The 13,958-nt window shown below is 75.7% G+C and carries 13 protein-coding genes; 5 read left to right on the forward strand and 8 right to left on the reverse strand.

Annotation, left to right across the window (positions count from 1 at the left end):
• Positions 1 to 26: 26 nt before the first annotated feature.
• Positions 27 to 239, forward strand: coding sequence for a hypothetical protein (locus ACLE50_RS18610; RefSeq protein WP_410944852.1), 213 nt, complete (start codon positions 27 to 29; stop codon positions 237 to 239).
• A gap of 78 nt (positions 240 to 317) precedes the next feature.
• On the opposite strand, the gene ACLE50_RS18615 is transcribed toward ACLE50_RS18610, so the two are convergent.
• The 3 genes from ACLE50_RS18615 to ACLE50_RS18625 form a co-directional block, all read right to left on the reverse strand.
• Positions 318 to 2,324, reverse strand: coding sequence for an ArnT family glycosyltransferase (locus ACLE50_RS18615; RefSeq protein WP_410944853.1), 2,007 nt, complete (start codon positions 2,322 to 2,324; stop codon positions 318 to 320).
• Positions 2,325 to 2,407: 83 nt separating this feature from the next.
• A complete protein-coding gene (locus tag ACLE50_RS18620; RefSeq protein WP_410944854.1) occupies positions 2,408 to 3,718 on the reverse strand; it encodes a glycosyltransferase in 1,311 nt (436 codons plus the stop codon).
• Between the two features lie 159 nt (positions 3,719 to 3,877).
• The gene (locus ACLE50_RS18625) at positions 3,878 to 5,017 is read right to left on the reverse strand and encodes an acyl-CoA dehydrogenase family protein (RefSeq protein ID WP_410944855.1); all 1,140 of its coding nucleotides are present in this window, start codon (positions 5,015 to 5,017) and stop codon (positions 3,878 to 3,880) included.
• Between the two features lie 116 nt (positions 5,018 to 5,133).
• Here ACLE50_RS18625 and ACLE50_RS18630 point away from each other — a divergent pair, with 116 nt between their 5' ends.
• On the forward strand, positions 5,134 to 5,916 hold the full coding sequence (locus tag ACLE50_RS18630; RefSeq protein ID WP_410944856.1) for an HAD hydrolase family protein: 783 nt from the start codon (positions 5,134 to 5,136) through the stop codon (positions 5,914 to 5,916).
• Here the strand turns inward: ACLE50_RS18630 and ACLE50_RS18635 are convergent.
• Positions 5,913 to 6,851 carry a sucrase ferredoxin gene (locus ACLE50_RS18635; RefSeq protein ID WP_410944857.1) on the reverse strand — a complete coding sequence of 313 codons (939 nt, stop codon included), beginning with the start codon at positions 6,849 to 6,851 and terminating at the stop codon, positions 5,913 to 5,915. The genes ACLE50_RS18630 and ACLE50_RS18635 overlap by 4 nt on opposite strands.
• 49 nt (positions 6,852 to 6,900) lie before the next feature.
• Positions 6,901 to 8,568 carry an AMP-binding protein gene (locus ACLE50_RS18640; protein ID WP_410944858.1) on the reverse strand — a complete coding sequence of 556 codons (1,668 nt, stop codon included), beginning with the start codon at positions 8,566 to 8,568 and terminating at the stop codon, positions 6,901 to 6,903.
• Positions 8,569 to 8,739: 171 nt separating this feature from the next.
• Here ACLE50_RS18640 and ACLE50_RS18645 point away from each other — a divergent pair, with 171 nt between their 5' ends.
• From ACLE50_RS18645 to ACLE50_RS18655, 3 genes are all read left to right on the forward strand, one after another.
• Positions 8,740 to 8,979, forward strand: a complete 240-nt coding sequence (locus ACLE50_RS18645) for a hypothetical protein (protein WP_410944859.1) — start codon at positions 8,740 to 8,742, stop codon at positions 8,977 to 8,979.
• Between the two features lie 141 nt (positions 8,980 to 9,120).
• Complete coding sequence (gene speG / locus ACLE50_RS18650; protein WP_410944860.1) at positions 9,121 to 9,714, forward strand: spermidine N1-acetyltransferase; 594 nt, start codon at positions 9,121 to 9,123, stop codon at positions 9,712 to 9,714.
• A gap of 384 nt (positions 9,715 to 10,098) precedes the next feature.
• Positions 10,099 to 10,875, forward strand: a complete 777-nt coding sequence (locus ACLE50_RS18655; protein WP_410944861.1) for a MerR family transcriptional regulator — start codon at positions 10,099 to 10,101, stop codon at positions 10,873 to 10,875.
• A gap of 3 nt (positions 10,876 to 10,878) precedes the next feature.
• Here the strand turns inward: ACLE50_RS18655 and ACLE50_RS18660 are convergent, their stop codons facing one another.
• From ACLE50_RS18660 to ACLE50_RS18670, 3 genes are all read right to left on the reverse strand, one after another.
• Positions 10,879 to 12,381, reverse strand: coding sequence for a sensor histidine kinase (locus tag ACLE50_RS18660; RefSeq protein WP_410944862.1), 1,503 nt, complete (start codon positions 12,379 to 12,381; stop codon positions 10,879 to 10,881).
• Between the two features lie 6 nt (positions 12,382 to 12,387).
• Positions 12,388 to 13,128, reverse strand: a complete 741-nt coding sequence (locus ACLE50_RS18665) for a response regulator transcription factor (RefSeq protein ID WP_410944863.1) — start codon at positions 13,126 to 13,128, stop codon at positions 12,388 to 12,390.
• 68 nt (positions 13,129 to 13,196) lie between these two features.
• Complete coding sequence (locus tag ACLE50_RS18670; protein WP_410944864.1) at positions 13,197 to 13,958, reverse strand: siderophore-interacting protein; 762 nt, start codon at positions 13,956 to 13,958, stop codon at positions 13,197 to 13,199.

A 13,958-nucleotide genomic window follows, 5' to 3' on the forward strand; every position in this document is an offset into this window, starting at 1 on the left:
CGGCGGCGGGGCGGCACACTGGCGTCATGGCGGAGACCGGGAACGAGTGGACGTGGCCGGAGTGGAAGTGGCCGGAGGACGGTGGCGCGCAGGCCCGGGACAGCCTGGCGGACCACCTGGAGGAGGCGGCGCGGGCGCTGCGCGACGGCCGGGCCGTCGTGCGGCGCAGCGCCACGAGCCGGTCCTCGACCGGGCCCCAGCAGCTCGAGGTCGACCTGACCTGGACCCCGGCCGACTGAGCCCCCGGCCGGCTGAGCACCCCGGCCTGTTGAGCACGACGTGGTGGTCCCCGGCGGGCCGGGGACCACCACCTGCCCTCAGCGCGACGGTGCGCTCAGGTCGTAGACCGTGGCCGTGCCGACCGGCGTCGCGGTGTAGTGCTGCGCGACCCAGGCCTTGATCTGCGCGCCGGTTCCGCGGTCCCCGCCGGGGCCGCCGCCCATGCCGCGGTTCTCGACGACGAAGTACCGGACATCGCCGCGCCCGGCGTACTGCTGGAACTGCTCCAGGGTCGGCGACGCGTCGTTGCCGGAGAACCCGCCGATCGCCATGACGGCGGTGTCGCCGCCTGCGGCCAGCATCATCGACGCCGCGCCCTGCGAGCCGGTCGTCGCCGCGGCCCAGCGGGCCGGACCCGCGTTCTGCAGCAGGGTCGTCAGCTGTGGGTTCGCGGCCATCTCGCCGGGGCCGCCCATGTCGCCTCCCGCACCGGGCATGCCGGCAGCCGCCTCGTTCGGGGCCGCGCCGTTCCTGGCGGTGCCGGCCCGGTTCGCGGCGCCGGCACGCCCGTCCCGGCCGTCGCGCATCCCGCCGAAGCCGCCCTCGCCGCCCGGACCGGCGGTCGGGATCGAGCCGGTGTGCGGCGTCGCGACCGTCTGCAGCGCATACGCCGCGGGCGCCGCGGCCCCGCTGAGCACCGCCACCCCGAGCACCACGGGCAGCCACCGCCGCAGCGGCACCAGCAGCGCCACCCCGGCCAGGACCCCGACGACGAGCACCGTCCACCGCAGCCACGGCATCCACTCCGCCCGCCCCAGCAGGACGAACGCCCAGACCGCGGTCCCGGCCGTCGTCACGGCCACCAGTGCGCGCACCCACCGGCGGTCGATGTGCCGCACGGCCGCACGGCCACCGATCGCCACCAGCGCCGCGATCCCGGGAGCCAGCGCCACCGCGTAGTACGGGTGCACGATCCCGCTCATGAAGCTCAGGACGACGACCGTCACCAGCGTCCAGCCGCCCCACAGCAGCAGCGACCCGCGTACCGGGTCGGTCCGGCCCGCCCGCCCGCGCAGCACCAGCGCGCCGACGAGCAGCACCAGCGCGGCCGGGAGCAGCCAGGAGATCTGGGTGCCGAACGACTCCCCGAACATCCGCGTGATCCCGGCCTGCCCGCCGAACATGCCGCCACCCGGACCGCCCATGCCTGCCATGCCGCCGGGACCGCCCATGCCGCCGGGCGGGGTCATGTCCCCGGCTCCCGGGGCGCCGCCACCCGGCAACCCGCCCGCCGCGTCCCCCGGACGTCCAACGCCGCTCACCCCGCCGGGGCCGCCGCGGCCCTCCTCGCCGGTGATCCGGCCGATCCCGTTGTAGCCGAACGCCAGCCCGAGCGGGGTGTTGTCGCCCGACCCGCCGATGTACGGGCGCGACGACACCGGCCACAGCGCGACCGCCAGCAGCCACCACCCGGCGCCGACGACGATCCCCGCGCCACCGGCGAGCAGCTGCCACACCCGGCGCCACGGCCGCCCGGGCGCCGCCCACGCGTACGCCAGTCCCATGCCCGGGACCACCAGGAACGCCTGCAGCGACTTCGCCAGGAACGCGAACCCGAGCACCAGCCCGGCGCCGACGATCCAGCGGGTGCGGCCGTCGTCGACACCCCGGACGACGAGGTACGCCGCCGCCGTCATCAGCAGGGTGAGCAGAGCATCGGGGTTGTCGAAGCGGAACATCAGCGCCGCGACCGGGGTCAGCGCCAGCAGTGCCCCGGCCAGCAGCCCGGCACCGTGCCCGGAGACCCGGCGGACCGCCGCGTAGAGCAGCCCGACGGCGGCGACGCCCATCAGCGCCTGGGGCACCAGCAGGCTCCACGAGCTGAACCCGAAGATCCGCGCGGCGATCTCCATCGGCCACAGCGAGGCAGGCGGCTTGTCGACGGTGATCGCGTTCGACGGGTCCAGCGAGCCGAAGAAGAACGCGGTCCAGTCGTTCGCGCCGGCCTGCACCGCGGCCGCGTAGAACGAGTTGGACCAGCCGGAGGCCGACAGGTCCCACAGGTAGAGCGCGGCGGTGACCGCAAGCAGCACGGCCACCGACACGGGCCGGCCCCATCGCCGGCGCGTGGCCGGGGCAGAGGCGGCGGCGGAACCGGAGACCGGCGGTCCGGATCGGACGGTGGTGGTCATCGTGCGGTCGCCTCCGAGGCGGTCGTCGTCGGGACGGGGGTGCGGGCCGGGCGGAACACCCAGGCGCGGAACAGGACGAAGCGCAGGACCGTCGCCACCAGGTTCGCGACGACGACCACGGTGGCCTCCAGTGCGATCCCCGCGGCCGGGGCGAGGACCCCGAGCAGGCCGAGCGCACCCGTCGTCAGGGCCAGGCCGAGACCGAACACGACCAGCCCCTGGAACTGGTGGGTGACCGCGCGGTCCCGGCCGCGGATGCCGAAGGTGAACCGCCGGTTGGCGGCGGTGTTGAGCACCGCGCAGATCAGCGTCGCGACGACGTTCGCCGCCATCGCGCCCATCAGCCCGCGGAAGCCGAGGAACAGTGCCAGGTTGAGCAGCGTCGACCCGATGCCGATCGCGGCGAAACGGGCCAGCTGGAACGGCATCGCCGTCGGCACGCCGGGGACCTCCGGCGGGACCAGCGGCGCCCGCCCGAGCTGGGCGCGGATGTCGGCCGGCGGCAGCGCCCCGGTCGCCAGCGCCCGCCCGACCCGCCAGACCCCCTTCAGGTCCGCGGTCGCCGTAGCGACGATGTCCACACTGGAGTTCGGGTCGTCGACCCAGTCCACCGGGACCTCGTGGATCCGCAGGCCGGACCGCTCGGCCAGCACCAGCAGCTCGGTGTCGAAGAACCAGGCCGTGTCCTCCACCAGCGGCAGCAGCCGGTGGGCGACGTCCGCGCGGATCGCCTTGAACCCGCACTGGGCGTCGGAGAACCGGGCGGACAGTGCACCCCGCAGGATCAGGTTGTAGCTGCGCGAGATGAACTCCCGCTTCGCCCCGCGCACCACCCGCGACGCCCGCGACAGCCGGGTGCCGATCGCCAGGTCCGAGTGCCCGGACACCAGCGGGGCGACCAGCGGCAGCAGCGCGCCGAGGTCGGTGGACAGGTCGACGTCGCAGTAGGCGAGGACGTCGGCGTCCGATTCCGACCAGACGTGGCGCAGCGCGCGGCCGCGGCCCTTCTGCTCGAGGCGCACCGTCCGGACCTCGCCGATCTCCGCGGCGAGGCGCCGCGCGATCACCGGGGTGGCGTCGGTGCTTGCGTTGTCGGCGATCGTGATCCGGAACGAGTACGGGAACGACGCCGTCAGGAACGCGTGCAGCCGGCGCACCGAGGAGGCCAGGCCGGCCTCCTCGTCGTGGACGGGGACGACGATGTCGAGGACGGTCCGGCGACCGGGTGCCGTAGCGGTGGGGGACTCGGGATCGGAGTGGCGCCCCGGCGGCAGTCCGCCGGTGGTCTCGCCGAGGAGCGTGGTCATGGGATCGACGCTCGTCCCCGGCGCTGTCGCGGCCGTGTGATCGACCTGTGCACCGGCTGTGCGTCGCCGGTCGGTCCGGCCCGGTGATCACGAGTTCGGAGGGAATGCGGCCAACCGTGGCCGGATTCCCTCCGAAGCCGTGATCATGGGTGGAGGTGCCTACCCCCGCAGCGCCGCCAGCTGCGCGGCCCGCACCGGCGGCGTCTGGCCCTGCACCAGGTAGAACATCGCCTCCCGTGCCCACCGCTGCTCCGGGCTCGACGACAGCATCGCCGACCCCGAGCGGGCCGCGACCAGGCCCTGCGCGGCCCGGACGGTGAGCGCGGCCAGCTCGCCGCGCAGCGCGACCCGCTCCTGCGTGCGTTCGGTGACCGGGACCTCGGTGAGCAGAGCGTAGGCGTCGGTGCGCCGCGGGGCCGCCTCGTGCGCGAGCGCCAGCGCCAGCTCGACGGCGTCGGGCCGGTCGCGGTCGTGGCCGAGGCGTTCCAGCTCGGTGAGCACCCGGCGCAGCAGCCCGAGCGCCGCGGGTTTGACGTCGGCGGTGCGGGCCGCGTCGAGCGCGCGGTAGGGCGCGATGTCGACGTCGGCGAGCACCGCCTCGGGGCCGACGGCGAGGCCGTCGAGATCGATCGCGACCGTCCGCGTCCCACCCATGACGGCCAGCGGCAGCGGCGCCCCCGCGACCAGCCCGGACCGCTCACCGGCCGGGACCAGCACGAACAGGTAGCGCTCGCCCGGTGCCACCGCGCCGATCATGACGAGGTCGGTCAGGCCCCAGCCGGTGCACCAGTCGGAGTGCCCGCGCAGCCGCCAGCCGTCGCCGTCGGGCTCCGCGGTGACCGCGGGCGGGCCGGGGCGGCGCAGGTGTGCGATGGCGATGCCGCCCCGCTGCGACGCGGTCGCCAGCGCCGTCCGGTAGGTCTCGGCGGCGGGCCCGGTGCGCACGGCACCGTCCGGCAGCGCGGCGGACCCGCCGAGCGCGAGTGCCTGGGAGTTGCGGTGCTGGGTGCCGACGAACCAGGTCGCCCCGCACGCCCCGGCGAGGATCTCGACGGTCTCGGCGTCGGTGCGCGCGTCGGCGCCGTAGCCGCCGTCGCGGGCCGGGACGGTGACCGACAGCAGCCCGGCCTTCGCCACGTCCTGCAGTGCGTCGCGCCGTACGCCGACGGCCGGGTCGTCGGACTCGGCGGCGCGCGGGGCGAGGACCCGCTCGGCGACGTCGTGCGCGGCGGCGACGGCGGGGTGCTCGGCCACCGCGGCCGGCGGGGCGAACAGGGCGGGCACCTCGGAGCTGCTCACGCCGATCACCGTCGCACGGGCACGGGCCGGGGGAGCAGCGCCCGTGCCGGATCACACCGAGCCGGATCACACCGCACCGGATACAGCGGGCACCGGCCGATCTAGGGTCGTCTCCCGTGTTCCGCCCCCGCCTGGTCGCCCTCGACATCGACGGCACGATCGTCCACGGACGCGCCGGCCCGACCCCGGCCGTCCTCGACGCGATCGGCCGCGCCGCACGGCACGCCGAGGTGATGCTCTGCACCGGCCGCTCGGTGTTCGGCGCCGCCGACGCGCTCGGGCAGATCGGGCTGAGCACCGGCGTCACGCTCACTTCCAACGGCGCCGTCGAGATCGACACCGCGACCCGGGAGATCCGGCGGATCGAGACGTTCGACATCGCCGACGTCCTCGCCCGGCTCACCGAGCTGTTCCCCGGCGCGCGCTACGCGGCGGAGCACCCCTGCGTCGGGCAGCGGGTCAGCGACCCGTTCCCGGAGGGCCTGCTCGCCGGCACCGTCACCGAGGTCGGCCTCGACCACCTCGCCGCCGAGCCGACCCCGAAACTGATCGCCCACTGGCCCGGGCACAGCCCGGCCGAGACCCGTGACCGGGCCGGGAAGCTCGACACCAGCGGCGTGACGCTGACGCTGGACCACGAGCTGCCGTGGCTGACGTTCGTCCCCGAGGGCGTGTCCAAGGCGTCCGGGCTGGCGCGGGTCGCGGCCCGGCTCGGCATCGACGCCGCGGACGTGCTCGCCGTCGGCGACGGGGACAACGACAGCGAGATGCTGCGCTGGGCCGGGCACGGCGTCGCGATGGGGCAGGCGCCGCCGGAGGTGCTCGCCGTCGCGGACTCGGTCACCCGCGCCGTCACCGACGACGGTCTGGCGCACGCCCTGAACCGGGTCTTCGGCTAGCCGATCTCGCGGACACCCGCGGCGACCAGCGGTGTCACCGGCTCCAGCGCCGCACCGCAGGACGGCGGCCGTGCCGCCACACCGGTGTCGGCGCGGACGTCGACGCTCCAGCGGCGGTCGTGCTCGCGGGCGTGCACGGTCACCGCGCCCGGCCCGTCGACGGCGTCGACCAGCAGCGCCCCGGCGTCGCGGATCCCGGTCGCCTCGCGCACGGCCAGCTCGGCGACCTGCTGCGCGGGCTCCAGGCCTGCGTGCCCGCGGCAGCACCACGGGTCGACCTCCCCGCCCGCGGCGGCCTTCATCGCCGACAGCGCGGCTGCGGTGTCGAGCCGGCCGTAGGTGTAGCCGGTCGGCAGCACCAGCCCGGTCGGGGCGAAGCGGTGCCCGCCGAGGTGCGTGCACTCCCAGACGTCGGCGTCGGCGGCCTCCAGCTCGGCGGCCAGCGCGCGGCCGTGCACCGCGCAGCACACGTCGCGGCGGCCGTGCGCGCACAGCAGCATCACCGGGTCGGTGACCGGCTCGGCGGCGGGGGAGTCGAAGACCGTGTCGTCGGCATCGATCCCGGCGAGGTCGTCGGTCGAGTGCACCTCGGTGCGCACGACCCGCGAGGCGCCCGGTGCGAGGTCGGCGACGAAGACGGTGCGGGCGCCGTCGGAGCTCCGCCCGGCTCGCCCGGTGCGCCGGATCAGCAGCAGCCCGACGTCCTGGCCGCGCAGCCGCTCGAACAGCGCGGCGACGTCGGTGTCGGAGTGGTCGGCGACCTTGCGCGGCCACGACCCCACGTGCTCGACGGCGACGAGCCGCCGGAACGCAGGCGCCGACCCGGCCATCGGCTCACCGGCGTCGGCGCTCAGCGCGCTGCAGCCGGCCCCGCGGCCGGACGCCCCGGGCGCGCGCGACGGCGCGGTGCGCGTCGCGGGGCCCGTGATCGTCATCGTGCCCAGTGTAGGGAAGGGCACCCTTACCGCAACGGGTGACCCCGGACTACGCCCGGCCGGGGAGCTCCGTACGCAGCACCTTTCCGGTCTGGTTCCGCGGCAGGACGTCGAGGAAGTGGACGTCGCGGGGGACCGCGAAGCGCGCGAGGTCCTTCTTCACCGCGTCCCGGATGCCGTCCTCGGTGAGGGCTCCGTCGCCGTCGACGACGACCCAGGCGGCGAGGCGCTGGCCGTACTTGTCGTCGTCGACGCCGAGCACGCAGGCCTCGCGGACGCCGTCGAGCCCGGCGATCAGGTCCTCGACCGGGCCGGGGTGCACGTTCTCCCCACCCGAGACGATCATGTCGTCGGCCCGGCCGGTCAGGAACAGCCTGCCCTGGTCGTCGAGGTGCCCGACGTCGCCGGTGCCCAGCAGCCCGTCGTGCTCCTCGAGGCCCTGCTGGCCGCCGGTGTAGCCCTCGAACGGCAGGTCGTTGCCGACGAACACCCGGCCCTCGACGTCCGGGCCGACCGGCTGATCGTCGTCGTCGAGGATCACCAGGGTGGTCCCGGCCGGGGCCCGGCCCGCGGTGCCCGGGGCGTCGCGCAGGTCCTCCGGCCCGGCGATCGAGACCCAGGAGACCTCGGTGGAGCCGTAGAGGTTGTAGAGGCAGTCGCCGAAGCGGTCCATGAACTCGTTCGCCTGCCCCGCAGGCAGCGCCGACCCCGACACCGCGACGATCCGGGGTCCCGGCGCCGCCGGCCAGCCCGCCGCCTCGGACTCCAGCACCCGCTGCAGCATCACCGGCACCGCGAACACCGTCGTGCAGCGGCGCTCGGCGACGGCGGCGAGGAAGTCCTCCGGGGTGAACCGGCGGCGCAGCACGACCGTGTCGCCGTGCAGCGCGGACAGCAGCAGCGCCGCGTTGCCCCAGGTGTGGAACAGCGGTGCCGCGATGTGCACCGGCTCGCCGGCCTGCAGCGGGATCGTCGACAGGATCGACGCCGCCGGGGCCAGCGTGCTCGGGTGCGGCCGCTTGGCGCCCTTCGGCGTCCCGGTCGTCCCCGAGGTCAGCACGATCATCTTCGAGCGCTCCGGGCGGAACGGCAGCTCACCCGGCCCGGCCCGCTCGATCATCGCCTCCAGGCCGTCGATCACCCGGTCGGACGCCGGGCGCGGGCCCTCCGGCCCGCCGGTCAGCACCAGCCGCGGCCCGACCGGCACCAGCTCCACGAACTCCGGGTCGGCGACGACGGTGTGCAGCTGCTGCTGGGCCTGCACGCCTGCCATCTGCTCGGCCGAGAGCCCGGTGTTGAGCAGCACGACGTCCGCGCCGATCTTGCCCGCGGCGAGCATCGCCTCGACCGGGCCGCGGTGGTTGCGGCACAGCACCCCGACCGGGGCACCGGGGCCAGCGCCGGAGTCGGTCAGGGCCAGCGCGAGCCGGTCGGAGCGCTCGTCGAGCTCGCCGTAGGTGGTGACGCCGTCGTCGTCGACGACCGCGAGCCGGTACGGGTGCCGCGCCGCCCCGGCCGCGAACCCGGCGGTGACGCTGTTGCCGTAGCGCAGCAGCGCGCGGCCCATTCCGGCCAGCCGCAGCGGTCCCATCGGCCGGACGACGCCGGAACGGGTCAGCGCGACGGCCGCGCGGGCGGTGCCGCTCCCCAGCTCGTACGCGGTGCGGGCGGTCCCGGCCAGGACGCCGGGAAGGTTCTGCAGTGGGGACGCGGCCATGCGCGCAGTCTGTCAGGACGGTCGCGCGGCGCGCCGACCGCGCGTCGTGACGTTTCACCCGTGTGTGCGGGAGGTCACGTCCGCGGACCGTGACGCCGCGGGCACCGGGAGCGATGAACACCTGGTGGCCCGATCGGCCATCGCCTTCCACCACGACCGTCGGGGATCCTGATGCGCCTGTACCTGCCTGCCCGTACGCCCGCCCGCGGCCGCACCCTGGTCCGTGCCGGACGTCCCGCGAAGTCGATGCCCGCCTTCGGTGGCATCGCCCCGGTGTGCCGCTGCGGCGCCGCCCGCCCGGCCGACGCCACCCCGTGGCGCGACTGCCCGGAGTGCGCGAGCCCGCGCCGCGTCGCCGGGACCGCCGCCGTCGGCGCCACCGCCGTGGCACCCGCCGGCACCGCCGGCTGACCGCGCTCCGGCGGGTGCGGCCCGGCCGCACCCGCGGGGGCCGTAGGTTCGGGTGGACCGGGCGAACGCCGTCCGGCTCACCACCCGGAGGTTCCGGTGCCGTCCCGCCATTCCACGGATCATCCCGCGGCCCGTCCCGCCGTGACCGCCCCGGACGGGGAGGAGCCGCTGCCCCGGATGCGGCTGCGTGCCCTCGAACGTGACGACCTGCCGTTCGTGCACGGGCTCTCCAACGACTCCGGGATCATGTCCTACTGGTTCGAGGAGCCCTACGAGGCGCTCGTCGAGCTGCAGGACCTCTACGACCGGCACGTCCACGACAACCGGGAGCGCCGGTTCGTCATCCAGCTCGGGGACCCGGGCGCCGAGCCGGACCCCGATCGGGACTGGGTCCCGCGCGACGGCCGGGGTGGCCTCGTCGAGCTCGTCGAGATCGACTACATCCACCGCAACGCCGAGTTCCAGATCGTCGTCGCGCCCTCCTGCCAGGGCCGGGGCCTCGCCGCCCGCGCCACCGCGGCCGCCCTGGACTACGCCTTCGGCGTGCTGAACCTGCACAAGGTGTATCTCGTCGTCGACGTCGAGAACCACCGCGCCGTGCGGGCCTACGAGCGCGTCGGGTTCACCGTGGAGGGCGAGCTGCGCGAGGAGTACTTCGCGAACGGCCGCTACCGCGACGCCTACCGGATGGCCGTGCTGCAGCGCGACCACCTGGGGCCGACCACGCCCCGCTGACCACGCCCCGCTGACCCCGCCCCTCCGGCCCCGGCCGGACCGGGCCGGCCGCGCGGGGAGGGGGACCCGTCGGCCGGCCCGGCGGTGCCACGGCCGCGGGCATGCGGCCCGGCGGCGCGAGTCTGCCCCGCCACCCGGCCGCGTGTCACGGACCCCGAAGAGCGGTGGCCGTCACGTCGTCCAGGATGACGAATGCATCCCGATGGGTTAATGTCCCCGGCAATCTTTCGCCCCGGCGATGTCGAGGTTCACGGAGGTAGTGGTCATGAGCAGGAAGAACAGGGTCTGGGTCGGCGTCAGCTCCATGGCGCGGTCGTAGTCGCGAACCAGGTGTAACGTCGTGGCTGCGAGGCCCGGGCCGGTCCCGGGCTAGCATCTGCGGCGATGTCCGACACGACGTCCCGCGGGGACGGATATCCGATCGACGAGCTCGCGGCGCGGGCCGGGATGACGGTGCGCAACGTGCGCGCCCATCTGTCCCGGGGCCTGCTGCCCGCGGGGACGATGCACGGCCGCACCGCCTGGTACGGCCCCGAGCACCTGTCCCGGCTCGAGCTCATCGCCGGGCTGCAGCGGCGCGGTTTCTCGCTCGCCGCGATCGGCGTGCTCATCGCGCAGACACCGTCCGGCGGCGCCGAGGAGGCGCTGCGGCTCTACCGCGGCATGCTCGCGCCGTGGGAGCCCGACGACCCCGCCGTGATCGACGCCGACGGGCTCGACGCCTGGGCCGGTGCCGACCTGCCCCGGTCGACGGCGGAGCAGCTCGTCGCGGCCGGCCTGGCCGAGCACACCGGCGACGGCAGGCTCCGGCTCCTCAACCCGTCCCTGGTCCGCGCGGGCACCGACGCGATCGCGCTGGGTCTCGCGCCCGAGGCCGTCATCGCCACCGAGACCGACCTGCAACGGCGCACCAGCGAGATCGCGGAGATGTTCGTCGGCCTGTTCCGCGAGCAGGTCTGGGCCCCGCACGTGGCCGCCGGGCTCCCGGCCAGCGGCGGGAACCAGGTCCGCACCGCCATCGAGGCGCTGCAGCCGATCGCCGTGCAGGCGCTGCTCGCCGCGTTCAGCCAGACCATGCAGCAGGTCATGGACCGGTCCGTCGAGGAGGCCTCGGTCGACCTGGCCGCCGCGTTGCAGCGCACCCGGCGGCACAGCGGCTGACCCTCAGCCCGCGGGCAGCTCCACGGTGAACGACGTCCGCCCCGGTTCGCTGTCGACCGCCACCGTCCCGTCGTGCGCGGCGACGACCGCGGCCACGATCGCCAGTCCCAGCCCGGTACTCGGGGTGTCGTTGCCGCTGCGGGCCCGGCCCTCGGCGCCCCGGGCGAACCGCTCGAACACCCGCGGCAGCATCTCCGGTGCGATGCCCGGGCCGTCGTCGGTCACCCGCAGCCGCACCCGGTCCGGAACCGGCCGCTCGAGGGCGACGACGACCGTCGTCCCGGGTGGGGTGTGCGTGCGCGCGTTGGCCAGCAGGTTGGTGACGACCTGGGCGAGGCGGTGCGCGTCGCCGGTGACGGTGACCGGATCGTCGGGCAGCTCGGGGAACCAGCGGTGCTCCGGCCCGGCCGCGTGCGCGTCGCCGACGGCGTCGAGGACCAGCCGGGTCAGGTCGACCTCGGCACGTTCCAGCGGGCGCCCGGAGTCCAGGCGGGCCAGCAGCAGCAGGTCCTCGACCAGCCGGCTCATCCGCTCGGCCTGCGACCCGATCCGCACCAGCGCGTGCTGTGTGGCAGGCGGCACCGGGTCGCGCTCGCGGCGGGACAGCTCGGCGTAGCCGCGGATCGCCGCCAGCGGGGTGCGCAGCTCGTGGCTGGCGTCGGCGACGAAGCGGCGCAGCCGGGTCTCCGACTCCTGCCGCGCGGCCAGCGCGCCCTCGACGTTGTCGAGCATGTGGTTCAGCGCCGTCCCCACCTGGCCGACCTCGGTGCGCGGGTCGGGGTCGGAGACCCGGGCGGCCAGGTGCACCTCGCCGCGGTCCAGCGGCAGCGCCCCGACCCGGGCGGCGAGCCCGGCCACCCGTTCCAGCGGGCGCAGCTCGCGGCGGACCAGGAACGTCGCGGCCAGCGCGACCAGCACGACCGTCCCGCCGAGCACGACGACCTCGATCAGCAGCAGGTCCCGGGCCGTGGCCGCGGCGTTGTCGATCTGGGCGACCAGATAGGTGCGGGTGCCCTCGGTGAACGCGCGCGCCCGGTAGGTACCCGGTTGCAGCGAGACGACGTGCACCTCGCCGTCGGCGGGGACGGTGCGCAGGACGTCGGTGTCGGCGACGTCGACGGGGGTGCTGGCGCCGCCGCGCTGGGCCATCGCCGCCTGCACGACGGTCCCGGAGTCGAACACCGCCCCGATCGACAGCGGGCCCTGCCCGGGGCCGAGCAGCACGTCCCCGCGGCGGTCCCCGCTCCCCGGCGGCGGAGCCGGGTCGGCGGGGCCCTGCCCGCCGGTGCCGAACACGACGCCCGGTGCGCGGCCGGTCTGGCGGGACACGAACCCGTCGAGGGCGAAGCCGATCTCGCGGTCCTGGCGCACCGAGAGCGACCGGTCGAGCGCGACCGTGGTCGCCACCCCGATCGCGGCGCAGGCCAGCGTGAACAGCAGCAGCACCGTGACGACCAGCCGCGCCCGCAGCGAGCGGACGCGGCCGGAGACCCGCGTGAGCACCACCGGCGGCTACTCCGCGGCCGGGCGCAGCACGTACCCGGCGCCCCGCACGGTGTGGATCATCGACGGGCGCCCGGCGTCGATCTTCTTGCGCAGGTAGGACACGTACAGCTCGACGACGTTGGACTGGCCGCCGAAGTCGTAGTGCCACACCCGGTCCAGGATCTGGGCCTTGGACAGCACCCGGCGCGGGTTGCGCATCAGGTAGCGCAGCAGCTCGAACTCGGTGGCGGTCAGCTCGATCCCCCGGTCGCCGCGGCGGACCTCGTGCGCGTCCTCGTCGAGCACCAGGTCCCCGACGACGAGCTCGGAGGACCGCTGCGCCGCCGCCATCCCGGCCCGGCGCAGCAGCCCGCGCAGCCGCGCGACCAGCTCCTCCAACGAGAACGGCTTGGTGACGTAGTCGTCGCCGCCCGCGGTCAGCCCGGCCACCCGGTCCTCGACGGCGTCGCGTGCAGTCAGGAACAGCACCGGCACCTCGGGGGTGCCTGCGCGGACCCGGCGCAGCACCTCGAAGCCGTCGACGTCGGGGAGCATCACGTCGAGGACGATCGCGTCCGGGCGGAACTCGCGCGCGGTGCGCACCGCGGTCAGCCCGTCCGCGGCGGCGCGGACCTCCCAGCCCTCGTAGCGCAGCGCCATCGACAGCAGGTCCGCCAGCGTGGCCTCGTCGTCGACGACCAGCACCCGGATCGGGCTGCCGTCGGAGCGGCGCAGCTGCTCGGCTCCCCGGTCGATCACCTCGGTCATGCTAGTGAGCACACACCCCGAACCTGTGCGTCCGCTGTGCCCGGGCTGTCGGGTGCCCACGAACGGGGCTAGCGGGCGCGCCAGTACCCCGTCGCGTAGACGGCGCGGCGGTCCATCCCGCGCTCACCCAGCAGGTGCGCCCGCAGGTCCTTCACCGCCGCGGACTCCCCGGACAGCCACGCCTGCCCGCGCCCGGACGGCAGCGCGGCGGCGGTGACGGCGGCGACCAGCGGCTCCCCGGGGGTGGCGTCGCCGCGGTGCACCCAGGTGACCTCGGCGTCGCCGGGCAGGGACTGCTCCTCACCGGCGTCGGCGACCTCGAGGAACGCGCGCACCGGTACCCCTGGCAGCTCGGCGGCCAGGGTCTCCAGCACCGTCGCGACGGCGGGCAGCGCCGACTCGTCGCCGATGACGACCTGGTGCTCGGCCGCCGGGTCGGGCGTCCAGCGCCCGCCGGGCTCGGACACCCCCACCCACGCGCCGGGCTCGGCGGCCACCGCCCACGCCGCCGCGGGCCCGTGCCCGGCGTGCACGACGAAGTCGACGTCGAGCTCGCCGTGCTCACCGGCGTCGGGGACGAAGCGGCGCACCGTGTAGGTACGGATCGCAGGCCGCGGCTCCCCGGGCGGCCACACCGGGCCGCCGGTGCTCGCCCGCGGCACCGCGGGCCGTTCCTGGCCCTCGACCGGGAAGAACATCTTGATCCGGCGGTCGGGGCCGTGCCCGGGGAAGCCGTCGAGCTCGTCGCCGGTGAGGGTCACCCGGATCATCCGGGGCGTGACGCGCTCGGTGCGGGCGACCCGGAGCAGGCGCGGTGCGGTGGTGCTCAT

This window comes from Pseudonocardia phyllosphaerae (assembly GCF_046546475.1).
Taxonomy (GTDB): Bacteria; Actinomycetota; Actinomycetes; order Mycobacteriales; family Pseudonocardiaceae; genus Pseudonocardia; species Pseudonocardia phyllosphaerae.